At 41.9% G+C, this 16,917-nt stretch carries 14 protein-coding genes; 6 read left to right on the forward strand and 8 right to left on the reverse strand.

Annotated features, from left to right (window positions below; translation table 11 throughout):
• Window positions 1–702, reverse strand: a complete 702-nt coding sequence (locus PSR9079_RS20440; protein WP_149983057.1) for a ComF family protein — start codon at window positions 700–702, stop codon at window positions 1–3.
• A 58-nt stretch (window positions 703–760) separates the two neighbouring features.
• On the opposite strand from PSR9079_RS20440, the gene bioH reads away from it, so the two are divergent.
• The 4 genes from bioH (at window position 761) to PSR9079_RS20460 (ending at window position 3,681) form a co-directional block, all read left to right on the forward strand.
• The gene (gene bioH / locus PSR9079_RS20445; RefSeq protein WP_145242543.1) at window positions 761–1,498 is read left to right on the forward strand and encodes a pimeloyl-ACP methyl ester esterase BioH; all 738 of its coding nucleotides are present in this window, start codon (window positions 761–763) and stop codon (window positions 1,496–1,498) included.
• Window positions 1,499–1,598: 100 nt separating this feature from the next.
• Window positions 1,599–1,907 carry a hypothetical protein gene (locus PSR9079_RS20450; RefSeq protein ID WP_145242541.1) on the forward strand — a complete coding sequence of 103 codons (309 nt, stop codon included), beginning with the start codon at window positions 1,599–1,601 and terminating at the stop codon, window positions 1,905–1,907.
• Between the two features lie 6 nt (window positions 1,908–1,913).
• A complete protein-coding gene (locus PSR9079_RS20455) occupies window positions 1,914–2,792 on the forward strand; it encodes a putative metalloprotease CJM1_0395 family protein (protein ID WP_149983058.1) in 879 nt (292 codons plus the stop codon).
• A 160-nt stretch (window positions 2,793–2,952) separates the two neighbouring features.
• Complete coding sequence (locus tag PSR9079_RS20460; protein WP_145242537.1) at window positions 2,953–3,681, forward strand: hypothetical protein; 729 nt, start codon at window positions 2,953–2,955, stop codon at window positions 3,679–3,681.
• 64 nt (window positions 3,682–3,745) lie between these two features.
• On the opposite strand, the gene PSR9079_RS20465 is transcribed toward PSR9079_RS20460, so the two are convergent.
• From PSR9079_RS20465 to greB, 4 genes are all read right to left on the reverse strand, one after another.
• On the reverse strand, window positions 3,746–6,079 hold the full coding sequence (locus PSR9079_RS20465) for a Tex family protein (protein WP_145242535.1): 2,334 nt from the start codon (window positions 6,077–6,079) through the stop codon (window positions 3,746–3,748).
• A 163-nt stretch (window positions 6,080–6,242) separates the two neighbouring features.
• Window positions 6,243–6,824: a CBS domain-containing protein gene (locus PSR9079_RS20470; RefSeq protein WP_149983059.1), complete on the reverse strand. Its 582-nt coding sequence runs from the start codon at window positions 6,822–6,824 to the stop codon at window positions 6,243–6,245.
• A gap of 50 nt (window positions 6,825–6,874) precedes the next feature.
• Entirely contained in the window at window positions 6,875–7,183 is a 309-nt protein-coding gene (locus PSR9079_RS20475) for a hypothetical protein (RefSeq protein ID WP_145242531.1), read from the reverse strand.
• A gap of 144 nt (window positions 7,184–7,327) precedes the next feature.
• On the reverse strand, window positions 7,328–7,807 hold the full coding sequence (greB, locus tag PSR9079_RS20480) for a transcription elongation factor GreB (RefSeq protein ID WP_149983060.1): 480 nt from the start codon (window positions 7,805–7,807) through the stop codon (window positions 7,328–7,330).
• Between the two features lie 196 nt (window positions 7,808–8,003).
• Between greB and ompR the strand changes: the two genes are divergently transcribed.
• Window positions 8,004–8,723, forward strand: a complete 720-nt coding sequence (gene ompR, locus PSR9079_RS20485) for an osmolarity response regulator transcription factor OmpR (protein WP_145242004.1) — start codon at window positions 8,004–8,006, stop codon at window positions 8,721–8,723.
• 5 nt (window positions 8,724–8,728) lie between these two features.
• On the forward strand, window positions 8,729–10,033 hold the full coding sequence (gene envZ, locus PSR9079_RS20490) for a two-component system sensor histidine kinase EnvZ (protein ID WP_149983061.1): 1,305 nt from the start codon (window positions 8,729–8,731) through the stop codon (window positions 10,031–10,033).
• Here the strand turns inward: envZ and PSR9079_RS20495 are convergent.
• The 3 genes from PSR9079_RS20495 to PSR9079_RS20505 form a co-directional block, all read right to left on the reverse strand.
• The gene (locus PSR9079_RS20495) at window positions 10,020–11,195 is read right to left on the reverse strand and encodes a tryptophan 7-halogenase (protein ID WP_149983062.1); all 1,176 of its coding nucleotides are present in this window, start codon (window positions 11,193–11,195) and stop codon (window positions 10,020–10,022) included. The genes envZ and PSR9079_RS20495 overlap by 14 nt on opposite strands.
• 4 nt (window positions 11,196–11,199) lie before the next feature.
• Window positions 11,200–14,202, reverse strand: a complete 3,003-nt coding sequence (locus PSR9079_RS20500; protein WP_149983063.1) for a LodA/GoxA family CTQ-dependent oxidase — start codon at window positions 14,200–14,202, stop codon at window positions 11,200–11,202.
• Window positions 14,203–14,706: 504 nt separating this feature from the next.
• Window positions 14,707–16,749 (reverse strand): glycoside hydrolase family 97 protein, encoded by a 2,043-nt coding sequence (locus PSR9079_RS20505; protein WP_149983064.1) that lies wholly within the window; start codon window positions 16,747–16,749, stop codon window positions 14,707–14,709.
• Window positions 16,750–16,917: the final 168 nt, after the last annotated feature.

The raw sequence follows: 16,917 nt of genomic DNA on the forward strand, positions 1-16,917 counted from the left end.
TTAATGTCCTAATGGTGTTAAGCAGGTTACAAATGCCCAAACTTGCTTAGCACCAGCCTTTTTAAGGGCGACGGTAGCTGCATTAAGAGTTGCTCCTGTTGTCATCACATCATCAATTATAGCAACTGTTTTTCCGCTCATATCGGTATTACATATAAATGCGCCATGTAAGTTTTTTACTCGTTTAGCTTTGCTAAGTGATGACTGTGCTTTGGTTTTCTTTGTACGCTGTAAACTCTGAGAATCAATATTTTCATTTACTAAACATGGCAACCAGCATTGTGATACTTGGTTAAAGCCTCGCTTTAAAAAACGCTGCTGATGTAGAGGTAAAATAATAAATAAATCTGGCCATATTTCGCTATTTTTTTTACTAACAGTCAGTTGTTGGCTAATAATTAACGACAATGCGTTTTTATAATGAATCTGGTTACTAAATTTAAGTTGCGTGAGCCAACCATCAAAAGGGGGACGATACCACGCGCAAGCGAACAGGTAATCGAATTGGCAATCAGGAAATAACTCAACCACATCTGGGCGATACAGTAAATTAGCATGTGTGGTTATATCTAATAGCGGCAAATCAGCTAAACAATGTTCGCATAAACTATGTTTGGTACGGATAATACTTTGGCATTGCACACAAAAAGAAGGAAAAAACCAATCGCCCAGCTGTTGAAAACATTGATGAAAAGCAGTCATTGCATTCATTCCCTCAAACGCTATTATGAGCGCTAAGTTTGGAGCAAGGTTATAAAAAATGCAAAATGAGCTGGTGTTATTACATGGTTGGGGGATGAATCAAGGCGTATGGCAGTTGATCTTGCCGGAGCTTCAATTTATGCATAACGATACAGTACGCAGTGTTGATTTACCCGGTTACGGTAATAATCAAACATCGCCAAAGCCGTATACTTTGCATGCCGCTGCATTACAATTAAGCAATCAATTACAGCCAAACACTACCTTAATGGGCTGGTCTTTAGGTGGTTTATTTGCTCTTTATATTGCAAAGCACTGGCCTGAAAAAGTCGCGAAAGTGATATTAGTTGCTGCAACTCCATTATTTGCTGAAGGCGATGATTGGCCAGGAATAAAAGCAAATGTATTAGCTGCATTTAAAGAGCAGTTAGTCACTCATCGCGAGAAAACCATCGATCGCTTTTTGGCAATACAGGCGATGGGCAGTGAAAATGCCCGAGATGATATTAAACAACTTAAACAGTTACTCAATGAATTTCCGGCTCCACAAGAGTGCGCATTAACTGCTGGTTTGGATATTTTACAGCAAGATGATTTACGCGATGCTTTTGCCTGTTGTCCAGTGCCAATCCGTGCTGTATTTGGCCGTTTAGATGCATTGGTACCGTATCGCGCAGTAACCAAAATGAAAGTTTTAAAACACGATTTTGAGTATGAAGTGATCGATAAGGCGTCACACGCACCTTTTATATCCCATAAAAAAGAGTTTTTATCTGCCGTCAAATCAATGCTTTGAAAAGTAACTTTACGGTGGTTTGAAAAACTCTGCAGTAAAGCTTTATTTTGACTGTTTTATGAGCGATAATTAACCAATATATCATTGGTGGAGGTGTTGTATGCCAATCGGATCTGTGTTTAATAACGGTGTTGAAGGTTTTAATCGTGCCAGTCAGGGTATAGAGAAAGCCAGCGCAGAAATAAATCGCGCCAGCATTGAGCAACAAGACGACGCTCAGCTTGCCCAACAGCGCCAGCTGCAAGCTGCTCGTCCGGAAGAAGCGGTAACCGCTCCTGTGTCACAACCACCACGTATTGATGAAGCCTTGGTCAATTTAAAGGTCGAAGAGTTTAATGCCAAAGCCAATACGCAATCAATTCAAACCGCGGACGAAGTACTGGGGACTTTGATTGATATTCGTGTTTAATTTGCCATGAACATTGTCACGCCATTTCCAAATATTAATATAAACACCGCAAATGTTTATACGGAAACCGCTCGGCGTGACAACCAACTTCGGGAAGTTATCCCGCCACCTGCAGCTACAAAACCGACTAATGCTGAAAACAAAGCGCTCGGTGATAATGAAAAAACTAAACAACCCGGTACAACTGATACCGGCACTTATGATGCCAAGGGTAAACTTGCCGACGAAAAAGTAATTCAAGAGCGTCAGCAGGGAGATGCAGAGCAAAATCCAGAGCAAAATGAACAGCAACAACAAGATAAAGAGAAAGAGGCAAAGCAAAAAGAGCAAGTAGCTCAGCAAGAGCAACAAGACGCTGAGCAAATTAAAGAGTTAAAAGCGCGTGATACTGAAGTACGTATTCATGAGCAAGCTCATTCATCAGTTGGTGGTCAACACGCAGGTTCGCCAAGTTATGAGTACCAACGTGGACCTGATGGTACCAATTACGCTGTTGGCGGCGAAGTACAAATTGACGTTGCTGAAATAGCAGGTGACCCGCGAGCTACAATAGAGAAAATGCAAACGGTACGTGCTGCAGCTTTAGCGCCGGCAGAGCCTTCTGGTGCTGATCGTTCGATTGCTGCTGATGCCACTCAAAAGCTCGCTGCAGCGCAAGCAGAGCTTAGTAATATAGACAGTGATGATGAAAGCAGTACGCAATCAGCATCGTTCAAAGTAGATAACGAATTAACAAAGGATGAGAAAGTTGCAACTACTGCTGAATCAGAAACCGCAACGGCTAAGCGCGATATTGAAGTTGAGCAGCGTGCAGGTCGCATTGCGCAGTTTTATCAAGCCGCCACCTCGCCTTATGGACAGTCTGGCTTTTCTGCAACCATATAGTTGCTCCCTCGTAATATGTGTTTCCTCAATTTAAATCCAAATAAATCATTTTTTAAGTGTGGTTATTCACATTTATTTACCTAAAGATGTATGCAATTAATTGTGAAATATTACTGTAACTGCTATTTTCCCTACGATTTTTATTATGGAAGACAATTAAATGAAATATGCAGTAATCGCAGGTGCTTTATCACTTTTTTCAATAACAGCGGTGGCGAATGAAACGGCTGGCTTAAGTTATGACTATGTCGAAGTTGGCTATGCAAAAATGGACGTAGATGACTTGGATGAACTTAGCTTTGATGGTTATGCAGTTAAGCTTAGCAAGCAAGTAAGTAGTAATTGGTATCTAACCGGTTTATATGCAAGCACATCAGATGATCTGTCAAATAGTGTCTCTGAGGATTATCGTGATATCTTTCAAAACGGTGAGTATGTCGGAACGTCACAGTTATACACTGAAGGAAAGCTAGACGCTGAATTTACTAGATTAGAGCTCAGTGCGGGTTATATTCAACGTTTATCTGCAGTTACCAATTTAGATTACAGTATCAATCTAGGTAGACTGAAGTACAGCACTGACTTCATAAACCTAGTCGAAGAAAGGTTTAATGGCCAAGTATTCTCATCGTCAGAATCAGCTTACTCGGACTCAGATAGTGCTGATATCCTCTCTGCTAATGTGCAAGTTAGGCATTTAGTCACGGATAAATTCGAAGTAAATGCAGGCTTAGGTTACGAGCGTTTACATGATGAAGAAAGTGACAATAACGTTGTTTTAAAAGCGGGTTTTAATTACACCTTGACTGAAAAAGCAATTTTAGGTGCTTCATACCGTTACGTTGATGAGTATGCTGATATTGCAGCGACCTTACGTTATTACTTTTAAATCAGATTTAAATAGCAGAATTGCAAACGCCACAAACTGAGTTTGTGGCGTTTTTGCTTAAGCGTTATTTTTTCACTTTTGCATTTGCGAAGGCGTCTGCAAATGCATTACCCATCATTGCATTACCGGTATCGCGTGTTGGTTTTGCAGCGCGAGGTTGCTGAGCATTGTTACGATTATTGGCTTGCGGCTTTTGACTGACTGATGGAGCAGGTTTATTGCTGGTATCAATGTCATCGTCTAAACGCATGGTAAAACTAATACGTTTACGGGCAGCGTCAACTTCCACTACTTTTACTTTTACAATATCACCTGCTTTAACTACTTCACGCGGATCAGAGATAAACTTATTAGTGATCGCTGAAATATGTACTAAACCATCTTGGTGCACACCCACATCAACAAAAGCACCAAAGTTAGCTACGTTTGAAACCACGCCTTCTAAAATCATCCCTGGCTTTAAGTCACTGATTTTTTCAACACCTGCTTTAAACTCTGCTGTTTTAAAATCAGGACGAGGGTCGCGTCCAGGTTTATCAAGTTCACTGATGATGTCGGTAACCGTTGGTAAGCCAAATTTATCATCAATGTAGTCATTGGCAACTAACTTATTCAGCAGCTCTGAGTTACCAATTAGGTTATTTACATCGAGACTATTTTGTTCACAAATGCGTTTAACGATAGGGTAAGCTTCCGGGTGAACTGATGATTTATCAAGTGGGTCGCTGCCATTACTAATTTTTAAGAAACCGGCGGCTTGTTCAAATGCTTTTGGCCCTAAACGCTCTACTTTCTTTAGCTCTGAGCGTTTAGTGAATGAACCGTTAGCATCGCGATAATTAACAATATTTTGCGCTAAGGTTTTATTTAACCCTGAAACACGCGCAAGCAATGGCACTGAGGCCATATTTAAATCTACACCTACCGAGTTCACACAATCTTCAACAACAGAAGTCAGAGTTTGCCCTAGTTGGCTTTGTGATACATCGTGCTGATATTGACCTACACCAATTGACTTAGGCTCCACTTTCACAAGTTCAGCCAGTGGATCTTGTAAGCGACGCGCAATTGAAACCGCACCACGTAACGACACATCTAAATCAGGAAACTCATTAGCAGCAAATTCTGATGCTGAATACACCGATGCGCCAGCTTCACTGACCATAATTTTATTGAGTTTTAGCTCGCTATTTGCTTTGATTAATTCAGCAACCAGTTTGTCTGATTCGCGTGAAGCGGTGCCGTTACCAATAGCGATTAGTTCGACTTTATGTTGGCGGCATAACTGCTCTAGCGTTCGTACTGATTTATCCCAATGATTTTGTGGTGCATGTGGGAAGATAGTTTGTGTGGCTAATAACTTACCAGTGCTATCAACAACGGCAATTTTACAGCCAGTGCGCAGACCAGGATCTAGGCCCAATGTTATGCGAGGCCCAGCAGGGGCAGCCATAAGTAAGTCTTTTAAGTTTTTAGCGAACACATCGATAGCGCCTGTTTCGGCTTTTTCACGCATGGCTGCTAAAAATTCGTTTTCTAAATGTAAGCCTAGCTTAATTTTCCAGGCCCACTGCACGACAGTGAGTAACCAAGGGCTGGCTACTTGGTTGTTAATATCAAGGCGGTAATGATCGGCAATCATCACGGCACACATATGGGCCGGGTTTTCTGAACTTGGCTCAGGGTTGATTGTTAACTGTAGAATACCCTCGTTGCGCGCGCGCAACATAGCTAAAGCGCGGTGCGAAGGCACTTTTTTAAGCGCTTCTTGATGCTCAAAATAATCGCGGTATTTAGCGCCAGCTTGTTCTTGGCCTTTGATTAAGCTTGCTTCGATTTGACCGTGCTGACTGATGTGACTACGAAATTTGGCGAGCAGCTTGGCATCTTCAGCAAAGCGTTCCATTAAAATAAATTTAGCGCCATCCAGAACTGCTTTTTCATCAGCAAAGCCGGCTTCTGCATTTAGGTAGCCAGCGGCTTGTTGCTCAGGATCTAAAGAAGCATCATTAAATAAAGCATTCGCTAACGGCTCAAGACCAGCTTCAATAGCAATTTGTCCCTTAGTGCGGCGCTTAGCTTTGTAAGGTAAATATAAATCTTCAAGTTCAGTCTTGCTGTCCGCATTATTAATATCGGCAGCTAAGCTGGTGGTGAGTTTATCTTGCGCTTTAATCGTCGAAAGAATGAAGGCTCTACGTTCTTCCAGCTCTCTTAAATACGATAAACGCTGCTCTAACAATCGTAATTGGGTATCGTCTAAACCACCCGTTACTTCTTTACGATAGCGGGCAATAAAAGGCACTGTTGAACCTTCATCGAGTAATTTTGTAGCAGCTATAACTTGTTGCTCTTGAGCATTCAGCTCAGTGGCTAAACGTGCAGAGATATTGCTCATGCAAAAACCTTATTAAACAATTTGAAGACCAGAACGATAGTTTTGGCGTAATTAATTGCTTGAATAATATCACAGCAGGGCTTAATAAAAAGGCCTTAAAGTATGCTATTTATATACTTTAAGGCCTTTTAAAGAGGTGGTTCAATTAAACATGTATCAGTACTTAATGAGGGTGTTCAATATGTTGCATTACTTCACTAAAACTGTGCGCGATAGGGGTGATATGTAACGGAATTTGTAATGTTTTAGCAATTTCTCGAGCTGAAATTAAACCACAAATTTCATTATGCGCGGTAGTAACCAGTAAAAACATAATACCGTTTTGTTCCATTGTTTGTAGTGCATCACCAATACAAGCATAGCTTAAGCTTTGCATACTTACGCCAGTTAAGTGGCTAAGTGGTGTCATTACATGAAGTAGGTTAACTTCGTCGCGAGGTACATTTAAGCGCTGTGCTAAAATCATAATTTTTGAGCTTTGTAGATCAGCACTAGATGCTATACCAAGTAACTTTTCTTTGTCATCTACTACTAAAATAAAGTCTGTATGTTGGCTAGTGATCTGTTTTAATGCATCAACAATGCTGGTTTCAAAATGAGCGCGTAGCGGGTCTTTTTGAGTGAAATTATTGACCATTTTCAAAGCCGGAGACGTTAAATCAATTAACGGCTGAGTGTCACGGTAAGTGTGAGATAAAACGCCTTTAGAAATGTCTTGAGTACGAAGTTCTTTAAAGTTAGCCATAGTAATCACCAATTATGTTATTAAATTTAATCAAGTTTTTAAGCGATAAATTAAATAAAATAAGCCGGTGGTCCACGCTGATACGCATAGCTAAAAGGTTGTACGAAAGTGGTACTCACATAAAGTGATAAAATGTTTTCAGGGAGTGGTTGAAGCACCCTGATAGAGATCCCGTCAACGTGTGTGTCTAAGTCAACGTCAAGATTAGCTTGGTCAGGAATGTCACAAGCAACATAGTTTGCGGTTGGGGATAAATGGTCGTGGTCGTCAAAACCTTGAGCAATTACAGTCAAACTCACACTCATTAAGAGTGTAAATAACACGGCATTACTTACTATGCGATGTATTACGTTTGACATAACTACTACCTTCTAATATTCAACTCAAGCGCGAAATGCTTTACTTGAGTACTTTTATTTATAGTCTACAAATTCACTTTAGACAATCAATAATTAACCTTATCTGAATAATGATAAGCGAGGATCTATCGTTTTACTGAGGATTTATGAAGCTCCTGGATAACTGATACTGTTAACGTACCACTCTTTTTTGCCCTGCGGAGTTGTAACATAAAACTCATCATCCACTTGTTTTTTCAATAATGCGCGCGCCATCGGCGAATCAATCGAGATATAATCTTTGCGGTCATAAATCTCATCAGGGCCAACAATGCGAAACTTCAGCACTTCACCTTGTTCATTTTCTATTTCGACCCATGCACCAAAAAACACTTTACCAGCTTGCTGCGGCGAGTAATCAATTATTTTTAGATCTGGCATGCGTTTGCGTAAATACCGCACGCGACGATCTATTTGTCTTAACAAACGTTTATTGTACTGGTAATCAGCATTTTCTGAACGGTCACCAAGGCTAGCAGCCCAGCTCACTATTTTTGTGACTTCAGGGCGTTTAACATTCCATAAGTGATCGTGTTCTTGTTGCAGCTGTAAATACCCTTCGCGGGTGATTAAATTAGTTTTCACGTTTAAATTATTACCTTGAGAAACACCTAGGCAAGGTATAAAAATCTTGTTGGCTTGTCGAGCTGATTTTTGTTCTCGCCAGCATTTTTGTGGGCTTGAAATGTTCAGTAACAATCTAGTGACCTAATTAGTTTTTTATTATCATGTTTTTCATTTATATTAATCATAACAGTACAGAAAAATAAGAATGAAAGTAATGGGACATGAAACCACAAAAGTATTAGTCGTTGATGATGATATGCGTTTACGCAGCTTGTTAGAGCGCTACTTGGTAGAACAAGGATTTATTGTGCGTACAGCTGCTAATTCAGAACAAATGGATCGGCTGTTAGAGCGTGAAAACTTTCACTTGATGGTACTTGATTTAATGTTGCCCGGTGAAGATGGCTTATCTATCTGTCAGCGGTTACGTCAAAAAGAAAATGAAATTCCAATTGTCATGTTAACGGCTAAAGGTGATGAGGTTGATCGTATTATCGGTTTAGAGCTCGGTGCTGATGATTACATCCCGAAACCATTTAACCCGCGTGAATTATTAGCGCGTATTAAAGCTATTTTGCGTCGTCGTTCAAAAGAAGTGCCAGGTGCACCGTCAGCAGAAGAAAATCATATTTCGTTTGGTGAGTTTTCGCTTAATTTAGCCACCCGTGAAATGAGCCAAGGCGACAAAACTATGTCGTTGACCAGTGGTGAGTTTGCGGTATTGAAAGCGCTTGTTACACATCCACGAGAGCCGCTTAGTCGTGATAAGTTAATGAACTTAGCGCGTGGTCGAGATTACAGTGCATTAGAGCGAAGTATTGATGTACAAGTCTCACGTTTGCGTCGCATGATCGAAGTCGATGCCGCTAATCCACGTTATATTCAAACTGTATGGGGCTTAGGTTACGTATTTGTTCCAGATGGTGAAAAATAGCCATAATGAGTATGTTTCCCAAAAGTGCATTTGGACAAACGGTGTTTTTAGTGGCGGCACTATTGTTGATTAACCAAGTAGTGTCTTACATCACAGTTAGCCTTTACGTAGTTAAGCCTACTATTGAGCAAGTTAACCTTATTCTCGCAAAACAAATCAAAACTGTGTTTATAGACTGGGAAGATGGCGTTGAAATAAGTGATGAGGTGTCTGAAAAGTTTTTTGAAATAACCGGTATCGAAGTCATGACCCAGCGCCAAGCGATGAGCGAAGGTTTGGCGCAAACTCGTGAATATTCAATGTTGTCGCGTAGTATGTCAGAGCAACTAAATGGTTCAGCCCGAGTGCGTATTAGCCAAACAGATCCGCTTGTTTATTGGGTAGAAGCGCCGCAAGCACCGGGTTACTGGGTTAAAGTACCGCTAACTGGTTTTAAAGAAAATAATCTCGAATTTCTAACCTTTTATTTATCTAGTATCGGCTTTTTAAGTGTACTCGGTGGTTGGCTGTTCGCACGTCATTTGAATCGACCTTTAAAAGCGCTGCAACAAGCGGCGGTAAAAGTAGGGGTTGGAGATTTTTCTACAAAATTAGAGGAACACGGCTCAACTGAAGTCATCGAAGTAACCCGCGCATTTAATCAAATGTCACGTGGTATAGCAGCGCTTGAGAACGATCGCCGTCTACTTATGGCTGGGGTGTCTCATGATTTACGTACGCCGCTGACGCGCATTCGCCTTGCTACCGAAATGATGTCGGATGAAGAAGATTATCTGCGTGAAGGGATCATCTACGATATTGAAGACATGAATGCCATTATTGATCAGTTTATTGAGTATTTGCGTCATCACAAACGTGAGGAGTTAGCGCTTGAAGATCTCAACGCGATAGTGTCAGAAGTGGTGCATTCAGAACAAAAACATCAACGCACTATCACTTTTAGCGAAAATCCTAGTATTAGTAATATTCCTTTAAGTATGGTGGCAATCAAGCGAGTTATTACCAACATGATTGAAAATGCGATCCGTTATTCGGATGGTGATATTGATGTTGAAACTGCGCTAAGTCGTGATAAAAAATACGCTATGGTGATTGTAAAAGATCATGGCCCAGGTATTCCTGAAAGTGAACTTGAAACGGTATTTGAACCTTTTAAACAAGGCGATGCTGCGCGAGGCAGTGAAGGTAGTGGGTTAGGGCTTGCGATCATTAAGCGCATAGTTGATATGCATGGTGGTAAAGTAAAACTGGTTAATCGCCCTGAAGGCGGTTTAAATGCTGAGGTTTATTTACCAGTCAAAGTGAGTTAGCCGTATATACTTTTATACTACTCGGCTGCTGTCTGCGCTGCCAAAAAGGACTGTTTGACCAACGTTGCTCTTGAGCGTAAAAATAGCGTTTGTGATCTAAATAAAGATGCCAAATCTGTTCTATTTGTTGCTGGTATAGTTTTTTAAATTGTAGCTGGCTATCGTGTTCTATTTTATTGACTATCTCGAGTTTTTTCATCAGATCGGCAAGTTGCATGGCACTTGCCATCGCATTAAAAATTCCTTGCGATGAGATTGGATCAAAGCTCAGTGCTGCATCACCTAAAGCGGCCCATTGTTGGCCTGCAAAACACTCTAAGCGAGTGGAGTTCGCGCTGACGATACCGTGCAGTGTTATTGGCTGTTGGCATACATCGAGAATCTTCGCTTGATTGGCATAACATTGCGCATGTTGAGTAAATAACTTTGTATCACGTTGTAAGCCTTTGGTGAGTAAATCCGGATCCGTTTGAAATGCTAAAACACGACGTTGGTTTGGTAATGGTGCACTGTACCACCAGCCGTTTTGCGTGGCACAAATGCTGCCTAGTTGATTTTCAATAGTATTAGCCACGGTTGCCCAGCAAGATATGAGACGGTCATGTTGTTTGCGAGCGGTGTATTTTTTTGCAAAATGAGCCTCTCGGCCAGTGGCATCAATTACGAATTGACTCGCAATGTTGATTGTTTGCTCTTGTTGTAACTGTGTTAGTGTTATTTGCCAGCGTTGCCCTTGGTATTCGCTGTGTGCTAATTTGGCCGGCCAAATACAGCGGACACCCCGTTGCAGCGCTTTTTCGCGTAAAAAGCTCTCAAATACTTGACGATCCAAGCGCCAACCCAAACCATCCGTGTTACTGAGATTATCAGTAACATAGGGTGTTGATTGGCCCCAACTTATTTGCAATCCTGCATTGTGTAAATGCTGTGGGGTAAGTACGTTGGCCATCAGTTGGTTTTCAAATTCAGTTAACAAATCTAACTGTTGTAAAATACGCCGTGCGGCAGGGGCTAAGCATTCACCAATTCGCTCTTCGGGCATCTCAGACTTATCAATCAAAGTAACTTGATATGAATCACATAAAGCAAGTGCGGCGATACAACCAGCCACACCTGCACCAATGATCACAACATCCGTTTGTAATTCGGTCTCTTGCAGCATTGCTTTAGCGTCCTTTGTTGCGATGAAAACGGCTCGCTTTTTCGGTAACACCTAAGTTGGTTTGACTACGATGTGAAGCATGCTCAGCCGAGAGAGTCGCTTTTGTATGCTGTATCGCTTTACTCGCTAAGTTAACTTGTGCCTCATCTTGTGGATTGTTGGGCAATATACCAACCTGCATTGCGCTAGGAAATTGTGCATCGCCTATTACGCCGATATGCGGTTGTACAATCGCAAGTTCAGCAAAGTTGTCTATCATACTATTGATTTGGTTTGTATATGTGGCAGGATTACCGTGCAGAGGTAAATCATCAAGCCAATCAGTACGATAAGCAAAAGCCTGTTGACGAGTACTGTCAGGTAATGAGGTATCAAGCACTTGTTGATAGCGGAACTGATTCATTATTTGATTTGGCACTCGAGCAGGCCAAAATGTCGGTAAAAATGGATCGTACTCAGAGCTGTAGCCATCTCTACAGCTCGCGGTATCAGTTTGCCAAGGAATAGCCATCCAGCGTGTTATCCCGCCTGCTACTTGACCACCAAATAAAGGTCCTTGCGCGAGAGTATAAACGTCGCTATTCATCACAGGACCATAACGGTCACTTTGTAAGTCCGCTTGGGCGTGTTTGAGTCGAAATGCCGACATATACATGCCTGCAGTTCGCATTGGCCAAGTCATTTCACAGCCCGGGTGAAATGCATCAGCAAGGCAAAACTCCATCGCGCCGCGAGTAAGTAGTTCTGGCTGCTCAGCAATTGGATAATCATCTAACGCGGTTACATTTGCATGTGCCGGACAAGCTGATTGAGGGGTGTAATCATTAATAAAATCACCTTTCACCCATTGGTCTAAAAAGCTCAACTGCAAATTTGATAGCGTTGCATGCTGGCGCACTGAGCCCGTGGGAGGAATGCTAATCGCGTCGCCATACAGCCAAGGCCATAGTTGTGGAGCTTGCGCACCGGGAACATCAAAACGACGAAAGTTATTAGACAGTGTACGGCGTAATTCCTGATAGGCAGGAGAGGGATCGCTAAGCTTTTCTAGCCATTCATTGGTGGTGTAATTAAACTGACCCCCCCAGCCAAATGCGCCAGCAAATCCGTCATTAACCCATTGTAAATCCGTCATTCGGGCAAATATGGGTTGAATGTCGTTACTAAAGGAAGGTCGCTGTGGTCTTGCCAGCATACCAGCATCTACAGCAACGTCGCGCATTAAATCCCACATGGTGCGTACTGATTTTTGCATCGGTGCATAATCCGGTGGCGCGCAAATAACCCAAGCGGGCTCTACTCTTAGCGATATCCCCTGATATACAACCTCTGCTGTAATTGGGCCATCTGAGGTGTCATCATACCAGCCTTCATTATTTGCAAAGGTAATGGCTATATCGCCGTTTACGTTGCGTGACACGCCATGACCACCGAGCATGAGTAAGCGACCGTATTGATCACTGCGCATTTCGCCTAAGTACACATCCTGATCCATAAATTGGCCAATAAACTCATGCTTAGATTTTACGTTTTTGCCGCTTATACTGTGTTTACCCCCTTTGATTAACAGCTTGCTACGATCGGCTACATTGTTATTACGCAGTAACGATGGCGGCGCATCTGCGGCTTCTGGAATATCTAAAGCAATTTGAAATTCGTACCAGCAGGCTTTTTGATTTGCTAATTCAGCATGCCAAGTAATGTCTGCATTATCGAGGGTTAGTTCTTTTATCGCTTTACCAGCGGCATTAAAACCGTAAATTCTAAACTCAGCTGCTTGGCGCTTTAATGCACCTGTTTTATCTCGGTAACTGTATTCATCAGTATGAGCTATGGGCTGCGGTTGTTGCGGGCCAATAAAGTAGCCTTTTTTACTATTACCCACGCGCATTACACCAATAGGCGGATAAATACCGGCATAAACAATACACTCCGAGTCAGTATCTTGATCTTGCTGTGGCTTAAATTCACTTAACTGTTTAGGCTCTTGTAGCTGCTGACCGTTGGCTGTATGTCGGGCATGAGCACTGGCCGCATAGGCTGACTTTCGAGCCAATGCAATGCTACCTAGAGGCTCATGGGCGGCTAAAGTACGCCAAATATTAAACGCTAAGTTATTACCAAGCTCAGCTTGACCAATCGCGGTAATATTTTGTTGTGCTAAATGCAGCCGCGCAATACATACGTATGGGCTTTCTTCACAGCTCCACACGGCTTGTGCATCATCAAGTGGCATTGTTTTTGGGTTTGTTCTTAATTGTACTTCAAAGCGAAATGTTGCACTGCCTTGACGTAAACGTCGCTGCAAATCTAAAGCGAGGTAATTATTATCGACACTGGGTGCGCCAAGTTCACTGCCTTCAGGCACTAAGCGATATTTTACAATCTGTCGTTCGCCTAATTTGAACGGTAATATTGCCCAATAATTAGCGCTTAAACAGCTTGCTTCAACTTTTTGCATAGCCTGTAAAATATTGGCTGTTTGTATGTGTTTTGGATTATTTAAATAGGCATCATAGTTTTTATCGATCACGCCAGCGGTGGTGAATTGGCACATCTGTTGCGCATTTTTGGTGAAAAATCGATCCATGTTTTGAAAAATAAAATCTGCAGTATCACCTTCGCCAATCAGCTTTGGCCCATCTACTCCAAAGAGCTTCACTGCCAATCCTAATGTGCTGTGTAAATCTGGTGATGATGGTAACGTATCACTTGAAAAGCGCACTGCACATTCGTATTCTTTGTCTGCAAAAATGCCAATTTTAAATTGTGGGTCTATATCTGGATTGATAATAAAGTGGCCGTAAGCGATGCCATGTTGCTTTCTAAATACAGCTCGGTGTGCTGGCTGTTGACCTTTGTCTATACGCGGCACTTGACCAAGGCCAACAAACATTTCAGTTAACCGCTGGCAGGCTAATTCAACATCTTTGTCATTTGACCAACACGGCACATCGTTAGCAGTTGCTGGCGTTTTAGTACTGTGCTTTTTGGGTTTTTTAGCCATTATTATATTCCTTATAGTATTGAAGCGGCTCTAGAGGTATTAGCTCTAAAAGTCCTTTTAAGCAAGTTCACTATTATTGAGCTGACTGCCATTTAGTTGTTTATTAGTGCTGCGTAATTTTTCAAAATTATTAAATATATGGCTCACAGCCATGCTTGGTATTCCTACTGTTACTAATTAACTAACTTTTTAATCTGTAAAAGTAGAGCAATAATGGAAATAAAACTATTACACGGTATTTCACGTGCTATTTATAGGATGTGTTAGGTATTTTCAGGGGGTGATACAACAGAGCCATCAATATAAGCATAGTTGCTTTTGGTTGCAGTAATGATGATGCCAACAGTTTAACGAAGTCATGAACTGTAGCATTGAACAATTATTTTAAGGGTTAACTCATACGTTAACAGTATAAATTGGAAGCTCTTTATTTGCCGGTTGTTTATTAAAAAGAAGACGCGAGAGAAACTCACGCCTCCTATTTTCACTATCGACTTCGCGCTATTATAAAGCTTTAAATCTAATTGCTGTGCCGCCGCTGGTGGCAAGTTTAAGTGTTAACTTATCAGCAGCTGTGACTATGCGCTTTTCGATTTTTAAATCGTATGGGTTGTTTTTCCACTGCGCATTATTACCATCACGATAAATTTGTGCCTCAAACTTTTTACCTTGCTCTAAGAAGTCGAGTTTTATCTCTATGCTGCGAGCTTGCTCATCGGTTACTGCTCCTAAAAACCAGTCGTTACCAGAGTAGTTATCACGCTTACGCTCTTTGCGAGCAAACACCACGTAATCGCCAACCTCACCCGCTAGTGCGATACTTTGTTGCCAATCTGTTGGTACGTCTTGAATAAATTTAAATGCGTCCGGTTTGGCTAAATAGTTACGCGGAAGATCAGCGGCCATTTGGATTGGACTATACATTACGACATATAACGCGAGTTGTTTCGCAAGTGTGGTTTGTGGACGATTTGTATCACCACCTAATCCATTAAAACTCATATCAAAAATGCCCGGTGTAAAGTCCATTGGCCCAGCTAACATACGGGTAAAGGCGAGCATTGGAATATGCTCTGGTGGATTTGGCGGTGTGCCCCATGCATTAAACTCTTGGCCGCGAGCACCTTCGCGGGCTATCCAGTTCGGATAAGTACGGCGCAGACCTGTGTCTTTTATCGGTTCATGGGTGTTAATACTGATTTTATGTTTTGCAGCCAGTTGCACGCTGTGTAGGTATTCATTAACCATAAATTGGCCATCGTGCCACTCATGGCGAGCAATGCCGTTTTCATCAATGCGTTTGATGTTGCCGCCATCTGCTACGTAACCTGTTTTTACTTGGCTGACGTTAGATTTTTCGTACAGTGCGTAGGCGTCTTCCATCTGGTTGCGGTAGTTGGTTACGTTGCCAGACGTTTCGTGGTGGCCAATCAGCTGTACGCCTTTTTCTTTGCCATAGCGAGTTAGCTCTGCAATATCAAAGTCAGCGTAAGGTTTAGTAAAACTAAAAACATCACCATTGAAGAACCAGTCGCCATCCCAGCCAATATTCCAGCCTTCGACGAGTACCCCATCAAAACCGTATTTAGCTGCAAAATCCATGTAACGCTTGGTTTCTTTGGTGGTCGCACCGTGCTTTTCACCGCTGCCCCAAGTGTTCTCATTGATATGCATGCCCCACCAAATACCGACATATTTACCTGGTTTAACCCACGATACATCACCGAGTTTATTTGGTTCGTTGAGGTTTAAAATAATATCTGAGTTGATCAAATCAACGGCTTTGTCACCAATTTGAATGGTGCGCCACGGAGTATTAAATGCGCCGTGTTTTTTAACCGCAACACCATCAGACCAAGGCGTTAAGTCGGCTTGTAAAGTCCCTGGGCGACGTTGATTGAGCACCATCCCTGCATAATCAACTAATGCAGCTTCGTGAATGCTCACATGGACGCCATCAGCGTTTTTAAAGGTAAATGGAGTATGTGCAAGAGCAGCTTGTTGCAGTGGAGTGGTGTTATAAACATATTCATAACGGTTCCAACCACGAGCTGGGATCCACCATGCGGTGGCTTTATCCGCACCACTAATTGCAAATTCGGTTAGCTCCTTAGTGATTTCAATATTTTCAAATCCAGCTTGTTTAGGTACTTCGTAACGAAAACCGACGCCATCATTAAAAGCTCGAAAACGAACCGTGTAAGTGCCGCCTTGTGGCGCTGGCTTTTTAAACGTAACCGCGAGCTCATTATGTTTATCTATAATAGTTTGGCGTTCACCCCAAGGTTGCTGCCATTGGCTGTTATGTTGGGAGTTGTTAACGTCGGTGATTGTAAAACCTTCAGCAAAGGCGGCTTGTTGTTTAAATTCGAAGCCAAGAGCTGAATTTTCAATAACATCTTTGCCGTTAAAGCTGATTTTATAACTTGGTGTAGCTTGCTGATCCGAAATGGTTATTGTTATATTTCCGTTCGGGGATTGAATCGTCGCGTCTTTAGCAAAACAAGCACTTGAAAGTCCAAGCAGAAGTAGCAAAGGTAATCGCATAGCTGTTCCTTGAGGTGTAACCTAATTGAAGCATTTAGCATAAAGCGCAAGGGCCTAGATTACGAGATGACTGCATACGTATTCAGCTCATTAGTTAGCTTAGGTTAAATATTGAAAAATAATTAACGAGATATTTTTAACAGAATATAATTAACAAAAGATTAATCT

It is taken from the genome of Pseudoalteromonas rhizosphaerae (assembly GCF_902498845.1).
In the GTDB taxonomy this organism is placed as follows: Bacteria; Pseudomonadota; Gammaproteobacteria; order Enterobacterales; family Alteromonadaceae; genus Pseudoalteromonas; species Pseudoalteromonas rhizosphaerae.

Coding starts and splice junctions, on each gene's coding strand:
- ompR (WP_145242004.1), top strand. CDS start 8,004: ATGGGACATGAAACCACAAAAGTATTAGTCGTTGATGATGATATGCGT.
- PSR9079_RS20470 (WP_149983059.1), bottom strand. CDS start 6,824: ATGGCTAACTTTAAAGAACTTCGTACTCAAGACATTTCTAAAGGCGTT.
- PSR9079_RS20450 (WP_145242541.1), top strand. CDS start 1,599: ATGCCAATCGGATCTGTGTTTAATAACGGTGTTGAAGGTTTTAATCGT.
- PSR9079_RS20505 (WP_149983064.1), bottom strand. CDS start 16,749: ATGCGATTACCTTTGCTACTTCTGCTTGGACTTTCAAGTGCTTGTTTT.
- PSR9079_RS20455 (WP_149983058.1), top strand. CDS start 1,914: ATGAACATTGTCACGCCATTTCCAAATATTAATATAAACACCGCAAAT.
- PSR9079_RS20460 (WP_145242537.1), top strand. CDS start 2,953: ATGAAATATGCAGTAATCGCAGGTGCTTTATCACTTTTTTCAATAACA.
- PSR9079_RS20465 (WP_145242535.1), bottom strand. CDS start 6,079: ATGAGCAATATCTCTGCACGTTTAGCCACTGAGCTGAATGCTCAAGAG.
- PSR9079_RS20440 (WP_149983057.1), bottom strand. CDS start 702: ATGACTGCTTTTCATCAATGTTTTCAACAGCTGGGCGATTGGTTTTTT.
- PSR9079_RS20495 (WP_149983062.1), bottom strand. CDS start 11,195: ATGCTGCAAGAGACCGAATTACAAACGGATGTTGTGATCATTGGTGCA.
- bioH (WP_145242543.1), top strand. CDS start 761: ATGCAAAATGAGCTGGTGTTATTACATGGTTGGGGGATGAATCAAGGC.
- PSR9079_RS20500 (WP_149983063.1), bottom strand. CDS start 14,202: ATGGCTAAAAAACCCAAAAAGCACAGTACTAAAACGCCAGCAACTGCT.
- envZ (WP_149983061.1), top strand. CDS start 8,729: ATGAGTATGTTTCCCAAAAGTGCATTTGGACAAACGGTGTTTTTAGTG.
- PSR9079_RS20475 (WP_145242531.1), bottom strand. CDS start 7,183: ATGTCAAACGTAATACATCGCATAGTAAGTAATGCCGTGTTATTTACA.